Source organism: Antrihabitans spumae, assembly GCF_043944905.1.
GTDB lineage: Bacteria > Actinomycetota > Actinomycetes > Mycobacteriales > Mycobacteriaceae > Antrihabitans > Antrihabitans spumae.
Map to the genome: position 1 here is coordinate 1 of NZ_JBIMSN010000016.1, position 16,771 is coordinate 16,771.

The following is a 16,771-nucleotide window of genomic DNA, read 5'->3' on the forward strand; positions in this document are numbered from 1 at the left end:
CGTCGTCTACGAAATCCACCTGACCAGCATAGGTCCACTTAAGCAGATAAGCAGTACATGCGTTCTATTTTACGCACTTCGCCGGGATCCGCAAGGGCTTCGCGACAATCGGCCTCGAGTATTTTCGAACCTATGTTGTTGCAGTGCAACATGATCAGGCGTCCGAACCGGCAGGCGGCATGCTGACCGATGTCCGGCTGCAGTAGTCGCAGTTCAACGGCACTTTCCAACAGCACTTTCCAAATCTGTCGGTACCCCATGCCACGCTCTGCGGTGTCACGTTCTGCACAACATTCTGGGGGAAGCAGATGACCATTACAGTCGACCGTTCGGCAGCCGATCACACACTGACCGTCGCCGAGCAGTGCAAGCAGGATCTCGGTGATCCAACACTGTGGATCGAGCGCGATTCGATGCGAAATTCGTTGGCGCTGTGCATCATCGATGCGATCCAGTCGACGAGATCACAGTACAGCTCCGTCGCGAAGATCTTGGATCGCTACGCCGAATATCGGTCAGGGCAAGGATCGGAAGCCGAGGCGGACAACGCCACCGACCTGATTCGATCCTTCGACGATGTCGGCGGTCCGGCCGAGTGGGCAGACGCGATCGGCAACAGGCGGCCGGTCTCGACCGTGCAGGGGGCTCCGCTGAAAGCTGCAGCGATTCTCGAAGCAGCAAAAGTGTTGACAACCAACAACATCGAGACTGCCGAACAACTACGCGACGTCGTCGATCTGGGACAGATTCGCGAGCCGTGGACTGCGATCCCAGGTCAGAAGTCGGGACTCACGTGGAGCTACCTGACGATGCTGACCGATGTCGCTCTGGAGACGCCGGACCATCTGGTGGTGCGCTACCTCGGCCGGGCGACCGCAACGATCAAGCTCGCACCCGCAGACGCCGCCGCCATTCTGCGGGACGTCGCCGAGCACTGTGGCCACGACTCCGACCGACTTGCCTACGCCATCTGGCGTTTCGAATCCGGAAGGCCTATCGGGCAACAGGTTCAGGAGGAGCAGGTTCAGGAGGAGTAGGCCCGCCCTACTCGCCCTCGAGTTCACCTTCGGTCTCGAGGTAGACCTGGCGCAGGCCATCGAGCGTGGCCTGTTCCGGGTTCTCCCACATCTCGCGCTGCGCTGCCTCGAGTAGCCGCTCCGCGATACCGTGCAACGCCCACGGATTGGACTGCTCCATGAACTTGCGGTTCTGCTCGTCGAAAACGTAACTCTCGGCCAATTTTTCGTACATCCAGTCGGCGACGACATTGGTTGTCGCGTCGTACCCGAAGAGGTAGTCCACTGTGGCGGCCATCTCGAAAGCACCCTTGTAGCGGTGGCGCCGCATGGCATCGAGCCACTTCGGATTGACGACACGAGCGCGGAACACGCGGTTCGTCTCCTCGGACAGGGTCCGAGTGCGGACCGCATCGGGTCGAGTGCTGTCGCCGATGTAGGCCTCCGGATCCTTTCCGGTCAACGCGCGGACGGTCGCGACCATGCCCCCGTGGTACTGGAAGTAGTCGTCGGAGTCGGCGATGTCGTGCTCGCGGGTGTCGGTGTTCTTGGCAGCAACGGCAATACGGCGATAGGCGGTCCGCATGTCGTCGGCTGCCGGCGCACCGTCGAGACCGCGGCCGTAGGCGTAGCCACCCCACGTGGTGTACACGGCAGCGAGGTCGGCATCGGTTCGCCAGCTCTTCGAATCGATCAGCTGCAGTAAACCTGCGCCGTAGGTCCCTGGCTTGGAACCGAATATGCGTGTGGTGGCACGTCTGTCGTCACCGTGCTCCGCGAGCGCCTCGAGCGTGTGCGCTCGGACGTAGTTCTGCTCCGCAGGCTCGTCCAGTGCCGCAACCAGTTGAACCGCGTCATCGAGAAGGGCAAGAACATGCGGGAAAGCATCACGGAAGAAGCCGCTGATGCGGACCGTCACGTCGATACGTGGGCGTCCCAATTCCTCGAGGGAGATCGCTTCCAACGAGATCACACGCCGCGACGCGTCGTCCCAAACCGGCCGGACACCGAGCAGCGCGAACACTTCGGCGATGTCGTCGCCGGAGGTTCGCATCGCACTGGTGCCCCACACCGACAGCCCGACCGACTTCGGATACTCGCTGTGATCGGTGAGATAACGCTGCACAAGCGACTCGGCCATTGCTTGACCGGTCTCCCAGGCCAACTTGGACGGCACGGCCTTCGGGTCGACGGAGTAGAAGTTGCGACCGGTCGGCAGAACGTTGATCAGACCACGCAACGGCGACCCACTCGGGCCGGCTGGGATGAAGCCGCCGTCGAGTGCGTGCAGGATCCACTCGAGTTCGCGGTCGGTCTGCCGCAGCCGGGGGACGACCTCGGTCGCAGCGAAGCGCAGAATCGCTGCAACGGTCGCATCGTCGGTGAGCGAATCCGCCGCGTCCGGGTTCCAGTCGGCTTTCTGCAGCGCTGCCACCAAACCGCGCGCCTGCTCCTCCACCGCGTCGACCCGACCGCGATTCTCGTCGCCCTTCTCGCTGAGACCCAACGCTTCGCGAAGACCAGGAACACTCTGTTCGCCACCCCACATCTGGCGGGCCCGCAGCATCGCGAGAACGAGGTCGACCTCGGCTTCACCACGCGGCGCTTCGCCGAGAATGTGCAGACCGTCGCGGATCTGGACATCCTTGATCTCGCACAACCAACCGTCGACGTGCAGCAGCATGTCGTCGAACGTGTCCTCGTCGGGACGTTCGGCCAAGCCGAGGTCGTGGTCCATTTTCGCGGCGCGCATCAGTGTCCAGATCTGCTGCCGGACCGCGGGAAGTTTCGCGGGATCCAGCGCCGACACGTTCTGATGCTCGTCGAGCAGTTGTTCGAGGCGTGCGATATCGCCGTAGCTTTCGGCACGCGCCATCGGTGGAATCAGATGATCGACCAGAGTCGCGTGCGCACGGCGCTTTGCCTGCGTGCCCTCGCCGGGATCGTTGACGAGGAAAGGGTAGATCAGCGGAAGATCACCGAGCGCGGCGTCGGTGCCACACGACGCGGACATTCCCATGGTCTTGCCGGGGAGCCATTCCAGGTTGCCGTGCTTGCCGAGGTGTACGAGGGCGTCGGCGCCGAAGGACTCTCGAATCCAGCAGTAGGCGGCCAAGTAATGGTGGCTCGGCGGCAGATCGGGATCGTGGTAGATGGCGACCGGGTTCTCACCGAAACCACGTGGCGGCTGCACCATGATGACTATCTTGCCGAATTCCATTGCTGCGATGACGATCTCGCCTGCGGGGTCGGCCGTGCGGTCGACATACAGCTCGCCCGGCGCTGCTCCCCAATGCTCTTCGACACCAGCACGGAGGTCCTCGGGCAGTGTCTCGAACCAACGCCCATAGCTCGCTGCGGAGATCCGAATCGGATTGCCTTCGAGTTGCCCTGCGGTGAGCCAGTCGGGATCTTGGCCGCCGGCGGCAATCAACGCATGGACGAGTGCGTCACCGTCCTGGGCCGCGAGGCCGGGAATCGTGTCTTCGGGCCCCAAATCGTATCCAGCGGTAGCCATTTCAGCGAGCAGCCGCACAGCGCTTGCAGGTGTGTCGAGTCCGACGGCGTTGCCGATGCGCGCATGCTTCGTCGGATACGCCGAGAACATCAGCGCGATGCGTCGCTCCCCCGCCGGAATGTGCCGCAGTCGCGCGTGGCGAACGGCGATGCCCGCGACTCGCGCAGCGCGCTCCGGATCGGGGACGTAGGTGGACAGACCGTCGGCGTCGAACTCCTTGAACGAGAACGGAACCGTGATGATGCGTCCGTCGAATTCCGGAACGGCGACCTGGGTCGCGACATCGAGCGGCGACAATCCGTCGTCGTTGGCCGCCCACGCCTCACGACGACTCGTCAGGCACAACCCCTGCAGTATCGGCACATCCAGATCTGCGAGCTCGCCGATGTCCCACGCCTCGTCGTCGCCTCCCGCCGACGCTGTGGACGGTTTGGTGCCGCCGGCAGCGAGAACCGTGACGATCAGCGCATCGGCCTGGCGAAGTGTGTGCAGCAGTTCGGGTTCGGCGGTCCGCAGCGACGCGCAGTAGATCGGCAACGCACGACCACCTGCGGTTTCGATTGCGGCGCAGAGCGCTTCGATATAGGCCGTGTTGCCTGCCAACTGCTGAGCGCGGTAGTAGAGCACCGCGATCACGGGTCCGACTGCGGCCGCCTCGGTCCGCTCGAGCAAACCCCAACTCGGAGTGTGCACCGGCGGGGTGAACCCGTGCCCGGTGAGCAGCACGGTGTCGGAAAGGAAGTGAAACAGCTGAGCAAGGTTGTCCGGCCCGCCCGCGGCGAGATAGTTGTGCGCTTGCGCCGCGACACCGCCGGGAACGGTCGAGCACTCCATCAGTTCGGCGTCGGGTGCGTTCTCACCACCGAGCGCGACGACGGGAATGCCGCTCGCGAGCAGCGCGTCGAGGCCGTCTTCCCACATCCGTTTGCCACCGAGGATTCGGACGACGACGAGGTCGGCACCGTCGAGGAGCGCCGGCAGATCGTCGACGAGCAAGCGGGCGGGATTTGCCCAGCGATAGTCGGCGCCGCTCGCACGTGCACAGAGCAGGTCGGTATCCGAGGTCGAGAGCAGCAGAATCACGGGTCAGCCTTTCCTCGGGGTTGCGCGCCCCGTCGGGTAGTCGCTCGCCGACCGAAGATCTGGCTTTCAGCGCAGACGTGGACCGTCTGGCCGAGTCACAGTGGCGCGACCGCACCGGAATCTCACCGGTTTCCTCGTCTGCCGCCGAGCACTCGGATCCTACGGCACTGCACCGTACGCTGGATTCGTGTCTCGATCCCGGCCCGACGCCTGCCCCGGTGCCCTGCAGGTACACCACGCTGCCGACGGTGCCCTTGCACGTGTCCGGCTGCCCGGCGGACTGCTCACGCCCGATCAGTTGACCACTCTCGCCGACGCCGCCATCGACCTCGGCAACGGCGACATCGAACTCACAGTGCGCGGAAACGTGCAGCTACGCGCCGTATCGGACCCCGCTGCACTCGCGGACCGACTAGCCGAGGCAGGTCTGCTGCCGTCCGCGACACACGAACGTGTTCGCAACATCGTCGCCTCGCCGCTGTCCGGTCGCATCAGCGGACTCGTCGATGTCCGTGAGCACGTTCTCGGACTCGACGCCGCCATCCGCGCCGACGCCGTGCTCGCCGAACTTCCCGGCCGCGTCCTGCTGTCGATCGACGACGGTCGCGGCGACGTCAGTGGACTCGGCGCTGACATCGGTCTACACGCCGTCTCGGACCGCGAGTTCGCGCTCGTGCTTGCTGGCGCAGACACCGGTGCACGCGTATCGATCGACGACGGTGTCGACTACGCGATCCGAGCCGCACTTGCATTCGTCGACCACCGCAGCGACGAGTGGCGGCTGGCGGAACTCGAAGGCGGCGTCGGCACACTCCTCGACAGCCTCGGCCTCGTCGGCGACGCCGACCCGCTCACCTTCGAGCCGCCCGAACTGCCGCCGATCGGTTGGCTCCCCCAGGACGACGGCCTCGTCAGCCTCGGCGCCGGCGTGCGGCTCGGCATTCTGCCTGCCCGAACCGCTCAGTTTCTCGCCGCGATCGAACGCCCGATCATCGTGACGCCGTGGCGGTCGATCATCATCGCGGACCTCGACGAATGGGCAGCGGAACAGGTGGTGCGCGTCCTCGCGCCGATGGGACTGATCTTCGACAGCGAATCGCCCTGGTTGCGGATCAGCGCGTGCACCGGCAAACCCGGTTGCGACAAGTCACGTGCCGACGTCCGAGCGGACGTGACAGACGCTGTCGAGAACGACGAACTGCCTACTGCCGGACGTCAGCACTGGGTCGGTTGCGACCGAAAATGCGGACGTCCACGCGGCGACGTGACCGACGTCGTCGCTACCGACGCGGGGTATGTCGTCGACTGACTTCGCTCTGTATCTATCGTTGCCTCATGCTCGACTACATCCGCGACGGCGCCGAGATCTACCGCCGATCGTTCGCAACCATCCGCGCCGAAGCCGATCTGACCGCGCTTCCTGCCGATGTGTCGCAGGTCGTCGTGCGCATGATTCACGCCTGCGGCCAGGTCGATCTGACCGAGGACATCGCGTTCACACCCGACGTCGTCACCGTCGCTCGCGCTGCACTGCACGCCGGAGCACCCATCCTCTGCGACACCCGCATGGTCGCCGCCGGAGTCACCCGCCGCCGCTTGCCTGCCGACAACGAGGTGGTCTGCACTCTGCCCGATCCGCGGGTGGCCGTCCTCGCCGAAGCGCTGCAGACAACGCGCTCGGCTGCGGCCCTCGAGCTGTGGCGTGACCGCCTCGAAGGTGCGGTCGTGGCGATCGGCAACGCCCCGACCGCGTTGTTCCACCTGCTCGACCTGGTGGAGCACGGTGGTCCGCGACCTGCCGCGGTGGTCGGCGGACCTGTCGGCTTCATCGGAGCCGTCGAATCCAAGGACGCACTCGTCGAACAGGCGGCCGCTCTCGGAATCGAGTACCTGGTTGTCCGCGGCCGCCGCGGCGGCAGCGCGATCACGGCAGCAGCACTGAACGGTATCGCGAGTGAAATCGAGTGACCGACAAGACCTTCGGCAAACTATGGGGCGTCGGTCTCGGACCGGGCGATCCCGAGTTGGTGACCGTCAAAGCCGCGAAGGTGATCGCCGCGGCCGACGTCGTCGCTTTCCACAGCGCAGCCCACGGGCGAAGCATCTCCCGCGCCATCGCGGCACCGTACCTGCGGGGCGACCAAATCGAGGAACACCTCGTCTATCCGGTGACGACGGAGACGACTGATCACCCCGGCGGCTACCAGGGAGCGATCGACGAGTTCTACGTTGCCTCCGCGGAACGCCTTGCCGCACATCTCGAAGCGGGGCGCAGCGTCGCGTTGCTCGCCGAAGGCGATCCGCTCTTCTACAGCTCCTACATGCATATGCACAAACGTCTGGTCGAACGGTTCGAGGCCGAGATCGTTCCCGGCGTCACGTCGGTCAGTGCCGCCGCAGCTGCGCTGGGAACACCGCTGTGCGAAGGCGACGAGGTGCTGACCATCTTGCCGGGCACATTGCCGGAAGCCGAACTCGCACGCCGACTCGCCGACACCGATGCAGCGGCGATAATGAAGCTCGGCCGAACCTATCCCACCGTGCGACAGGCACTGTCGGATTCGGGTCGACTCGACGACGCACGTTATGTCGAACGGGCAAGCACAGGTCGGCAGCGCGTCCTCGGCGCGGCGGACGTGGTCGACGACGACGTTCCCTACTTCTCGATCGTCCTCGTTCCAGGTGCTGGCAACGCTCGCACCACGGCGCCGCAACCGGACGTGACAGGCGAGGTCGTCGTCGTCGGACTCGGGCCCGGCGCTCGGGAATGGACGACTCCGGAGGTCCGCGCCGAACTCGAACGGGCGACCGATCTCGTCGGCTACGGACCCTATCTGGATCGCGTCGCGCATCGCTTGGGTCAGCGTCGCCACGCTAGCGACAATCGCGTCGAGTCCGAGCGTGCGGCAATGGCTTTGGATCTCGCAAAACGTGGGGCGCGGGTCTGTGTGGTGTCGTCGGGCGACCCTGGCGTCTTTGCGATGGCGGCCGCGGTGCTCGAAGTCGCGACCGAAGATCAATGGCGCGGGGTGCCGGTTCGCGTACTGCCGGGAATGACCGCCGCCAACGCTGTTGCCAGCCGGGTCGGCGCACCGCTCGGCCACGATTACGCCGTCATCTCGCTCTCGGACCGATTGAAGCCGTGGGACGTTGTCGCCAAACGTATTTCGGCTGCCGCCGCCTCGGACATGGCGATCGCCGTCTACAACCCGGCGTCGCGGTCGCGGACCTGGCAGGTCGGTGCGATGCGAGATCTGCTGCTCGAGTATCGATCTCCGGACACCCCGGTGATCATCGGGCGCGACGTCGCCGGACCTACCGAGAGTGTGCGGGTGGTACAGCTCGCCGAACTCGATCCAGCCGACGTGGACATGCGGACGCTGCTGATCATCGGATCGTCGACGACAACGATTCACCACACCGACGACACCACAAGGGTTTTCACCTCCAGGCGGTATCCGGAACAATGACTGGATCGGTCAGCCGCGCGGCTCGGGTCACAGCATCCATCGGCATCGCCGCGGTCGTCGGTGCGAACGTCTGGATCCGGCTCGCGGCGGCCGGCCGGATCCGCACACCCGCCGAGGCGCCGACGACGGCGGTTGCGATCGTGCTCGGCGCACAGGTCCGCGACGGCCAACCGATGTCGTTTCTCGCCGGCCGTCTCGACACCGCCGTACAGCTGTTTCACGAAGGTCGCGTCGGTGTGGTGCTGGTATCGGGCGACGGCAACGGCAGCTCCGGCGACGAGATCGCCGCGATGACCGAATACCTTGTCGGCAAAGGTATTCCACACGAGCGCATCGTCGGCGATCCGCTCGGTCTACGCACCTACGACACGTGCGCACGAGCCGTGCACACCTTCGGTATCGAGCGGGCACTCGTCGTCTCGCAGGCTTTTCACGTGCCTCGAATCGTCGCACTGAGCCGTCGGGTTGGCCTGAACGCTGTTGGTGTCAACAGCGAATGCAATTGTCGTGCAACGTCATTGGCGCGCAATCGCGGTAGGGAATGGCTGCTCGCCAGACCGCGGGCGGTGGTGGATATTCTCCTGCGGCACGGACCGACGGTGGTCTCCGAGCCGGACGACGCCATCGAAAAGGCCCTTGCAGCTCTAGGCTGACGCGCTGCCTCGCACGACTCGGAGCCAATTCACTACGCCGTCGACAGTGTCCACGACAGCTGCGCTGACGCCGAGGTCGGGCCGATCGACGACGATCACGGGCAAACCAAACATTCGGGCGGCAGCAAGTTTCGCGACGGTCTGATCGCCACCGCTGTTCTTCGTGACAAGCACGTCGATACCATGATTCTCGAGCAGCGCTAGCTCGTGCTCCACGCTGAAAGGTCCACGCTCGAGCAGCAATTCGTGCCTCGGGGGCAGCGCCCGACTCGGTCGATCGATCGCTCGGATCAGGAACCAGGATCCTACCTCGGCAAAGACGTCGACCCCCTGCCGCCCGATCGTCAGAAAGACACGATCGCCGAACTCCGGAAGCACCGCCGCAGCGACAGCCATCGATTCGACAGGCGTCCAGCGGTCACCGGGCACTGGCTGCCACGGCGGACGTCGAAGGACGAGATACGGCAATCCGAGTGCGGTGGCAGCGTCGATCGCATTGCTGGTCATCCGGGCCGCGAACGGGTGGGTAGCCACGACGAGAGCATCGATCAGATTCTCGTGCAACCAGTCTCGCAAACCTTCGGCACCGCCGAAACCACCGACCCGCACCTCCCCGTCGGGCAGCCTGGGATTGCGCAGCCGACCGGCGAGCGAGGAAACGACATCGATTCCCGGCTCGCCGGTCAACAGTTCGGCGAGTTCACGGGCTTCACCCGACCCGCCGAGCAGCAGAACTTTCACCCAGTGCTCATGGCTGACCCGTGAGGTACTGGTATCCGGCATCGAGCAGCGGCTGACCGCCGGTGTTGACGGCACCGACCACCGCACCGATAGCCGCTCCGATCAGCACGCCGGGGATGCAGCCGACGACGATCCCGATGATGCAGCCGGTCACAAGCCCGATGCCTGCGCCGATTGCAGCGGCGACACCGATACCGAAGGACGCGCGATTGAGCTCGTACAGAAAGCGGTCCTGCGCGCTGACATCCTGCAGAACCGCTGCACTCGCCGGGCTCACCGACGGCGTCAGAGTCAAACTACGACCCGCCGCATCGATGGCGGGAGCGACCGAAACCTGTTGGCCCGCAACGTCGAACACCAAGGGAATCTCGGTGACGACCGCGCCCGCGTCGTTGGTGAGGCTGACGGCTGTTCCCGCCCTCGTCAGCGTGAATGCACCGGCATCGACAATTGTCGTCACCGCCTGGCCCGATACTTCCGTGCGATAGCCGACGCCGCCGTCGCTGTTCTCGAACCCCGCCGGTGCGGGTGCCGCGTGCGCGGTGCCCGCTGTGATGCCGACCGCGGCGATGGCCATGACTGCAATGGTTGTGAGCTTTCCGACCTTCATTCGGTGTTCTCCCCTGTTCTACTGGACTTGTGCCCAGTTCCCACTGAAACCTTAGCGTCGCTCATCGTCAGGTGCCATGGCTTCCTGTGCCCCTAAAATCAACTGCGCGACGGGGAGTTGCGGTCGCCAGGTGGTGAATCTGCCGAGCGGTTCCCCACGATGAACCTGCAAGCGCCGCAACGTTCCACCGAACTTCGAAGACCACTCGACCAGCAACGCTTCCGACTCGGCGGTCACCGCGTTGGCGACGAGGCGCCCGCCGGGAGCCAGTCGGTCCCAGCAGGCTTCCAGCAATCCCGGCACGGTGACTCCCCCGCCGACGAAGATGGCGTCGGGCGCAGGTGCCTCGTCGAAGGCCGCCGGTGCTGCGCCACGCACCGTCACGCCGGGGACGCCGGGAACGCCGAGGGCACGAGCATTGGCTTCGATCGTCGAGACCCGTGCCGCAACGTGCTCGAATGCGATTGCACGACACAGCGAACTGGTTCTGCACCACTCGATCGCGATGCTGCCGGAACCTGCTCCGACATCCCAGAGCAGCTCACCGGGCGCCGGTGCAAGCGCGCTCAGGGTCAGCGCCCGAACCTCCTGTTTGGTCAGCTGGCCGTCACCGCCGAAGACGTCGTCAGGCAAGCCGGGGATGCGGGTGACCCTGCGGCCGGCGACCTCGGCGACGCAGGTCACCGCGACGACGTTCAACGCGTCGCCGACCGGATGCTCCCACGTCTGCGCGACACCGTCGACTCGTCTCTCGGCGGGTCCACCCAGCTGCTCGAGAACGCTCACAGTCGACGCTCCGAACCCGTTGGCGCACAACAGTTCGGCGATCTCACCTGGTGTCTGCACGCCACGACTGAGCACGACGATGCGACCGGTGTCGTACAGCGCGGGCAGCAACGTCTCGACCGGGCGATCGACAAGACTCACGACGGCTGTGTCGGCGACCGCCCAGCCCAACCGTGCACAGGCGAGCGACACCGACGATGCCTGCGGTAGCACCTCGAGGCGGTCGGCGCCGAGCAACCGCGCGAGTGTCACCCCGATGCCGTGGAACATCGGATCACCGCTGGCCAGAACGCAGATCCTGTGCTGCGCATACCGATCGAACAAGCCTGGCAGCGCAGGTACGAGCGGTGTCGGCCAGGGCACCCGCTCCGCTGAACCGACGTCGACGAGTTCGAGTTGCCGTCGCGAACCCAGCAGCACGTCGCATTCGGCCAGCTCTCGTAGTGCTCGACGCGAGAGCCCGTCGACGCCGTCGGCGCCGATCCCGACAACGACAACCCGTTCGGTCACCTCGGCAACCGTCGCCAGACGGCTCGTGGCACGAACCGCGTCGCAAAGTACATCGGCCGCAATGCCTTCGGCACCCAGACAACGTTCGACCGCTTCGACAACCCCGCGACTACCCCCTCCGCCACATCGGGCGGAGTGCTCGAAAACGGTGCGGGCGACATCCCTTCGGTCATTCGTCCGATCACGAAGCCCGATCGGATCAGCAGCAGATGAACACCGCTGCCTACCAACGCATCCGCGAGACCCGACGCGAATCCGTCGAGTCCGGCCTTCGCCGAGCCGTAGACGTAATTGGCGCGCCGGACTCGGAAGCCGGCGAACGAGCTGAACACGACGAGATGCCCAGCACGTTGTGCTCGAAGGATTTTCGTGAGATGGGTAAGGACGCTCACCTGTGCGACGAAGTCGGTGTGGACCACCTCGACGGCATGCGCCGCGTCCGTGCTGGCGCGATCCTGATCGCCGAGAATGCCGAATGCGAGAATTGCCACGCCGATTCGACCGTGGTCGGCGACGATCGCGTCCAGTATCGGACCGTGGTCTGCTACCGCGTCGGCGTCGAATTCGACAGCGTGCACCGCCGCGGCGCCACGATCGAGCAACCGCTGCTTTTCGGCATCGAGTTCGGTACTTCGTCGGGCGGCGAGTACGACGGTCCGCCCGGCCGCGAGTCGATCGGCAATTTCGAGTCCGATCTCGCTACGCCCGCCGAGCAGCACAACCGAACCCTGCGCGAGAGTCTTCGATCCGAAAGCCATGGCAGTCAGTTTCCTCGATTACCGTCGTGGCATGCCGACCACCCCCTCCGACGCCGTCACCGTTCTGACCGAGACCGCACTCGCCTTCGTACGCGAGCGTCATCTCGCAACCCTCACAACTTTGCGGACGGACGGCACCCCGCACGTCGTCGCCGTCGGGTTCACCTGGGACCCGGAAGCAGGCAAGGCACGCGTCATCACCAGCGGTGGGTCACAGAAGGCGCTCAACGCCGGCCGAGGCGCCTACGGGGCGGTGTCTCAGGTGGATGGTGGCCGGTGGCTGACCTTGGAAGGCCCAGCGGTCGTCCTCACCGATCCCGACGCGGTCGCCGATGCGGTAGCTCGGTACGCGGTGCGTTATCGCCAACCCCGCGTCAATCCAGCCCGCGTCGTCGTCGAGATAGACGTGCGACGGGTCCTCGGATCTTCTCTACTGCGCTGAACGGAGCCCTTCAGGCCTCTGGCCCGAGAGCAGCAACGGCTTGCGCCACGGTCGCGTACAGGCCGAGTGCCTTGTCCAAACCGGTCAGCGACAACGGGCGACTGGTGGCTGGGCCATCGGCGACAACTGCGAACGCTGCCGAATCGCCGATCCGCTGACGTGCTTCCACGAGAATCGTCATACCGGCCGACGCCAAGAACTCGACATCGGACAAATCGATGATCAAGCCGGCCGAAGTACTGCTCACTGCCTCGCGCACAGCGGTCTGCAGTACGGGCGCCGTCGCCATGTCGATCGTGCCACTCACCGCAAGGATGGTCAGCCCGCCGTTGACGGACAGTTCGGTGTTCATCGTGTCGGGAGCCGATGCCGCGGACTCCGACGCGTGCGTTGTCATGCGGTCAATCTTGCCCTATCGCATTGCCGACCACACAACTCGCGGCCCCACCTTTCACCGACGTACGCCGTCGTTATCGCGCTGACGTGCGGCGTTCGGCTGATGCTTCGACACTGGATGACCCGTCAACACGGTCGACATTCGCACAGTTGTTCCAGCATCGGATCGTTCGATCGTGACCGCGTCGGTCAACGCCCGCATCATCGGCAGGCCCCGACCGCGGTATCCCGGATCGGCTGCCTGCTCTTTCCAAGTACCGGTATCGCTGACGGTGAACCGCAGCTCGTCGACGGTTGCAACGGCGGTCACCGTGACGCGACCCGGCTCGACATTGCGGAAGGCGTGCTCGACGCTGTTGGAAAAGGCCTCGTTGACAGCGAGAATGCTGTCGACGACAACTTGCTCGGGCACGCCACACGAGTCCATCCACGTGCGTAACCGGGCCCGAAGGACGCCGAGTTGTGTGCCTTCGGCCGGTACCTCGATGAGCATCGGCAACGGCGGCTGCCGATAAATCACCATGGCGACATCGTCGTCGTAACCCTCGCTCGGTTGCAACAGCGCAAGGACGGCATCGGCTACGTCGTCAGGAGCTCGTCGACTCAATTCGAGCAGCACCTCGCCGACCTTGTCGATACCGATGTCGATGGATTCGGTGCGCCGCTCGACCAGTCCATCGGTATAAACCACAAGCGTCGAACCGGTCGGCAACTGCACCGTCGTCTCGGGACGAGGCGAGCAGTCGAAGCTTGCGAGCGGCAGTGCTCGTCCGCCCTCGAGTCGCTCACCCGATACGTCCGGAGCGGCGAGCAGTGCAGGCATGTGTCCGGCACTGCTGTAGGTGAACGAACCGCGGATCGGATCGATGATTCCTGCGCATACGGTCGTGCACTCCGCGCCGGGGATGCGACCGGCGACATCGTCGAGTTCGTCGAGCAGTTGCCCGGGTCCGGCACCTCGCAGCATCAACGCGTTCGCCGCGCTGCGCAGTTGACCCATCACAGCCGCCGCGGCCAGACCTCGACCGACACAGTCACCGACGATGACACCGAACCGCTCGCCAGGGAGCACAACGACGTCGTACCAGTCGCCGCCGATCTCCAGCGGTGGCGTCGCAGGCTCGTAGCGAACCGCGAAACCGGGTGGCAGCGCGATCGGGCCCAACATCGCGCGTTGCAGCGTCAACGACGTTTCGCGGGCGATGTCGTAGGAGCGCGCGCGCTGCAATGCCAGGCTCAGGTGGCCGGCCATCATCGTCACCAAGGCTCGATCGATCGCCGTGGACCGTTGCGGTGCAACATATTCCAACCACAAGGCCGCGTCGGCCGCGCCGCTGATCGCCGCCGAGATGCTGTGTGCGGTGTCGGGCAGATCCGCATCTGGTACCGAAACCGCTGTGAGCGCAGGTTGCAGGCGCGCACGTTCCAGAATGTCGCGCTCGGCGGCATCGAGATCGGACCAATTCACGCTCTCCCCCGTCGCCGAGTAGACGGCAGGATCGGAAAACCGATCGGTCCACACGACAGCGAGGCCACGCCGCGCACCCACACCGTCACGACATTCGCGAATTCCGATCGTCAGCACATCGGCAACACTGGTCGCGGGGGCGATCGCCGTCGCGAGCCGGATCGCAGCCTGCTCTCGATCAGCGGCATGCCGTTCGACGGTGATATCGCGGATCGTCCCGACGAAGATCGATCCGGCACCGTCGACGCCCTCGAGTGGGCTGGTCGTGATGGCCAACCACACCTTGCGTCCGTCGCTGTGTGTGATCGGCACCGACAGCCTGGTGCCGTTGCGAAGGGCATCGATGGTGAAGTTCGACTCGAAGTCGCCGTCCGATCCCGCGCTGCGCGAGAGCCACGGATACGGCCACGGGTACGGCAGGTGGTCGGAGTCGTACCCGGTCATCGCAGCGAACGCCGAGTTGACCTCGACGATGCTGCCCGCCTCGTCGGTGACGAAAAAGCCGTCTTGCAGCGAATCGATCACTGCACGGCGAAACTCGTCCCGGTCGGCGAGCTTGTTCGCGCGGGCGCGCTGCTGCTCGAACCGTCGGGTGCCTTCGAGAAAGCCACGCGTTGCAACATCGAGTGCGGTCAACGTCTGCAACAGAAAACGGAGGGCAACTTCGGCAAGATCGGTCGGCGGCTTCGTCGGCGCCTGCTCCAACTCGCTCACGATCCGAAAATGGTTCTCGGTGACATCGAGCAGGCTGACATCGTCGACGAGTGCATGCCTACCGAGTTCGTGCCCCACAACGAGACTTGCCTCGGTCCGTAGGCGCAGATGCTCGATCAGCGCGGACCGATACTCACCTCTGAAGACATCGACCGCGCTCACGACACTGTCCCGCGATGGCGCGCGGCGAGAACGAAGGCATCGTCGGAGGCCCTGGCGTGGCTGTCGACGATAGCGGCGACGATCTCGTCGGCTCGGTGCGAAAGGTCGACGCTCGCAACGAAGTCGCCGACGATTCCGTCACTTGCCAGCACCAGAAGGTCACCTGGGCGCATGGTGACAGCGTAGGACTGCACGGTCGGGAGCCGGTAGCCGACTATTCCCCCGATCAGCGGCGCCGTCGCGCGAACCTCGAGCCCGCCGGGCGCAACACCGATCACAACAGCGGCCACGTTTCCGACACCGAGCCAGTCCACTCGGGAGTCGGCAAAGTTGATCGACGCCAAAGAGATTGCGGCTCCTCGCGTTGCGGTGAGAGCACGGTGGCTGAGCAACATGAGCACGTCGAGTGGCTCGGCCGAATTCTCGGTCAGTACCGACGCTGCGATGTCTGCGGCAAGCGCCGCGGCCTCTCCATGGCCGAGACCATCGATCACACCGAACACCGCGCTACCGTCACCTGCATCGAGGACGACCCCGCGATCGCCGAACGCAGCTTCACCTGGCAGCGCCCGGCCGGCCATCGCCCACTCGACGGGACCGACCTTTCCGCTCGAACGGACCGTGTGCGCGACCTCAGATTCCCGTGTCACGCGGCGCCCACTTCCACATCTCGATCACGGTGCCATGACCCAACGTCGAATGCACCTCGAGACGGTCCATCAGGCGACGCGCACCGGGTAAGCCGAGACCGAGTCCACGGCCGGTCGAGTATCCGTCCTCCAAAGCCCTTGCTATATCGGCGATTCCAGGACCGTTGTCTGCGGCCTCGATGATCAGGGCGGTGCGATTCTCGCGACTGGAGATCGTCAGCCGAATCTCGCCACGGCCGGCATAGCTCGTGATGTTTCGCGCGACCTCGGAAATGGCCGTGGCGATCATTGTCACGTCGGTCAACGAGAACCCGAGTCCGGTCGCCAGATCGTGGCCTGCCTGACGAGCGGTGACGATGTCGTCGGGAGTGTCGACCGCTACGACGCGGTCAGCTGCCACCGTGGTGTCCCCTCGTACTGCGACGGCTCGCGAGCTGATTGTCCAGCAGCGCGAGACCCTCCTCCAGATCCAGCGACGTCTGCATATCGTCGAACGTCAGGCCGAGCTGGACCATCGCGAACGCGACCTCCGGCTGCAGACCGACGATGACGGTGTCGGCGCCGCGCAGCCGAGTCATGTGCGCAATAGTTCGCAACGCTCGCGCAGCGAACGAATCCATCACGTCGATCGCGGTCACGTCGACGATGATGCCCTGCGACCTGAAACGACTGACCCGTTCCATCAGATCGTCCTGCAACCGCTCCGCATCGGCGTCGCTCAGAGCCGCCTGAACGGTCGCGATCAGGTAGGTGCCCTGCTTGAGAATCGGTACCGGCATTACCGAACGCGCCTA

The 16,771-nt window shown here is 65.0% G+C and carries 16 protein-coding genes; 6 read left to right on the plus strand and 10 right to left on the minus strand.

Annotated elements, in window-relative coordinates:
• The first annotated feature begins 308 nt into the window (after positions 1–308).
• On the plus strand, positions 309–1,037 hold the full coding sequence (locus ACHIRB_RS03375; RefSeq protein WP_395116095.1) for a heme peroxidase: 729 nt from the start codon (positions 309–311) through the stop codon (positions 1,035–1,037).
• 7 nt (positions 1,038–1,044) lie between these two features.
• Here the strand turns inward: ACHIRB_RS03375 and ACHIRB_RS03380 are convergent, their stop codons facing one another.
• Entirely contained in the window at positions 1,045–4,617 is a 3,573-nt protein-coding gene (locus ACHIRB_RS03380; protein WP_395123413.1) for a cobaltochelatase subunit CobN, read from the minus strand.
• Positions 4,618–4,804: 187 nt separating this feature from the next.
• On the opposite strand from ACHIRB_RS03380, the gene cobG reads away from it, so the two are divergent.
• Genes cobG through ACHIRB_RS03400 form a run of 4 tightly spaced genes read left to right on the plus strand, consistent with a single transcriptional unit; the run spans position 4,805 to position 8,740 of the window.
• Positions 4,805–5,926 carry a precorrin-3B synthase gene (cobG, locus tag ACHIRB_RS03385; protein ID WP_395123412.1) on the plus strand — a complete coding sequence of 374 codons (1,122 nt, stop codon included), beginning with the start codon at positions 4,805–4,807 and terminating at the stop codon, positions 5,924–5,926.
• Between the two features lie 26 nt (positions 5,927–5,952).
• On the plus strand, positions 5,953–6,585 hold the full coding sequence (locus ACHIRB_RS03390; RefSeq protein ID WP_395123411.1) for a precorrin-8X methylmutase: 633 nt from the start codon (positions 5,953–5,955) through the stop codon (positions 6,583–6,585).
• A complete protein-coding gene (gene cobJ / locus ACHIRB_RS03395; RefSeq protein WP_395123410.1) occupies positions 6,582–8,087 on the plus strand; it encodes a precorrin-3B C(17)-methyltransferase in 1,506 nt (501 codons plus the stop codon). The genes ACHIRB_RS03390 and cobJ overlap by 4 nt, the downstream gene beginning before the upstream one ends.
• Complete coding sequence (locus ACHIRB_RS03400; RefSeq protein ID WP_395123409.1) at positions 8,084–8,740, plus strand: SanA/YdcF family protein; 657 nt, start codon at positions 8,084–8,086, stop codon at positions 8,738–8,740. Before cobJ ends, ACHIRB_RS03400 begins: the two co-directional genes overlap by 4 nt.
• Here the strand turns inward: ACHIRB_RS03400 and ACHIRB_RS03405 are convergent.
• From ACHIRB_RS03405 to ACHIRB_RS03420, 4 genes are read right to left on the minus strand one after another with little or no spacing between them, the layout of a single operon-like run.
• A complete protein-coding gene (locus ACHIRB_RS03405) occupies positions 8,732–9,523 on the minus strand; it encodes a cobalt-precorrin-6A reductase (RefSeq protein WP_395123408.1) in 792 nt (263 codons plus the stop codon). The two genes, ACHIRB_RS03400 and ACHIRB_RS03405, sit on opposite strands and share 9 nt — an antisense overlap.
• Entirely contained in the window at positions 9,489–10,091 is a 603-nt protein-coding gene (locus ACHIRB_RS03410) for a DUF8020 domain-containing protein (RefSeq protein ID WP_395123407.1), read from the minus strand. The genes ACHIRB_RS03405 and ACHIRB_RS03410 overlap by 35 nt, the downstream gene beginning before the upstream one ends.
• A 51-nt stretch (positions 10,092–10,142) precedes the next feature.
• Positions 10,143–11,387 (minus strand): precorrin-6y C5,15-methyltransferase (decarboxylating) subunit CbiE, encoded by a 1,245-nt coding sequence (gene cbiE / locus ACHIRB_RS03415; protein WP_395123406.1) that lies wholly within the window; start codon positions 11,385–11,387, stop codon positions 10,143–10,145.
• The gene (locus ACHIRB_RS03420) at positions 11,384–12,145 is read right to left on the minus strand and encodes an SDR family NAD(P)-dependent oxidoreductase (RefSeq protein ID WP_395123405.1); all 762 of its coding nucleotides are present in this window, start codon (positions 12,143–12,145) and stop codon (positions 11,384–11,386) included. Before ACHIRB_RS03420 ends, cbiE begins: the two co-directional genes overlap by 4 nt.
• Before the next feature lie 31 nt (positions 12,146–12,176).
• Between ACHIRB_RS03420 and ACHIRB_RS03425 the strand changes: the two genes are divergently transcribed.
• Positions 12,177–12,587: a PPOX class F420-dependent oxidoreductase gene (locus tag ACHIRB_RS03425; protein WP_395116075.1), complete on the plus strand. Its 411-nt coding sequence runs from the start codon at positions 12,177–12,179 to the stop codon at positions 12,585–12,587.
• 10 nt (positions 12,588–12,597) lie between these two features.
• Here the strand turns inward: ACHIRB_RS03425 and ACHIRB_RS03430 are convergent, their stop codons facing one another.
• From ACHIRB_RS03430 to ACHIRB_RS03450, 5 genes are read right to left on the minus strand one after another with little or no spacing between them, the layout of a single operon-like run.
• Positions 12,598–12,984: an STAS domain-containing protein gene (locus tag ACHIRB_RS03430; protein ID WP_233528567.1), complete on the minus strand. Its 387-nt coding sequence runs from the start codon at positions 12,982–12,984 to the stop codon at positions 12,598–12,600.
• A gap of 54 nt (positions 12,985–13,038) precedes the next feature.
• Entirely contained in the window at positions 13,039–15,327 is a 2,289-nt protein-coding gene (locus ACHIRB_RS03435) for a SpoIIE family protein phosphatase (protein ID WP_395123404.1), read from the minus strand.
• Complete coding sequence (locus ACHIRB_RS03440) at positions 15,324–15,977, minus strand: SpoIIE family protein phosphatase (RefSeq protein WP_307829456.1); 654 nt, start codon at positions 15,975–15,977, stop codon at positions 15,324–15,326. Before ACHIRB_RS03440 ends, ACHIRB_RS03435 begins: the two co-directional genes overlap by 4 nt.
• Positions 15,961–16,377 (minus strand): ATP-binding protein, encoded by a 417-nt coding sequence (locus tag ACHIRB_RS03445; RefSeq protein WP_199701448.1) that lies wholly within the window; start codon positions 16,375–16,377, stop codon positions 15,961–15,963. Before ACHIRB_RS03445 ends, ACHIRB_RS03440 begins: the two co-directional genes overlap by 17 nt.
• Positions 16,367–16,756 (minus strand): STAS domain-containing protein, encoded by a 390-nt coding sequence (locus ACHIRB_RS03450; RefSeq protein ID WP_395123403.1) that lies wholly within the window; start codon positions 16,754–16,756, stop codon positions 16,367–16,369. The genes ACHIRB_RS03445 and ACHIRB_RS03450 overlap by 11 nt, the downstream gene beginning before the upstream one ends.
• Positions 16,757–16,771 lie beyond the last annotated feature (15 nt).

What these genes read in the sequence shown, in the direction of transcription:
- ACHIRB_RS03375 (WP_395116095.1), top strand. Translation starts at nt 309, where the DNA reads ATGACCATTACAGTCGACCGTTCGGCAGCCGATCACACACTGACCGTC.
- ACHIRB_RS03390 (WP_395123411.1), top strand. Translation starts at nt 5,953, where the DNA reads ATGCTCGACTACATCCGCGACGGCGCCGAGATCTACCGCCGATCGTTC.
- ACHIRB_RS03400 (WP_395123409.1), top strand. Translation starts at nt 8,084, where the DNA reads ATGACTGGATCGGTCAGCCGCGCGGCTCGGGTCACAGCATCCATCGGC.
- ACHIRB_RS03405 (WP_395123408.1), bottom strand. Translation starts at nt 9,523, where the DNA reads ATGCCGGATACCAGTACCTCACGGGTCAGCCATGAGCACTGGGTGAAA.
- ACHIRB_RS03410 (WP_395123407.1), bottom strand. Translation starts at nt 10,091, where the DNA reads ATGAAGGTCGGAAAGCTCACAACCATTGCAGTCATGGCCATCGCCGCG.
- ACHIRB_RS03420 (WP_395123405.1), bottom strand. Translation starts at nt 12,145, where the DNA reads ATGGCTTTCGGATCGAAGACTCTCGCGCAGGGTTCGGTTGTGCTGCTC.
- ACHIRB_RS03425 (WP_395116075.1), top strand. Translation starts at nt 12,177, where the DNA reads ATGCCGACCACCCCCTCCGACGCCGTCACCGTTCTGACCGAGACCGCA.
- ACHIRB_RS03430 (WP_233528567.1), bottom strand. Translation starts at nt 12,984, where the DNA reads ATGACAACGCACGCGTCGGAGTCCGCGGCATCGGCTCCCGACACGATG.
- ACHIRB_RS03450 (WP_395123403.1), bottom strand. Translation starts at nt 16,756, where the DNA reads ATGCCGGTACCGATTCTCAAGCAGGGCACCTACCTGATCGCGACCGTT.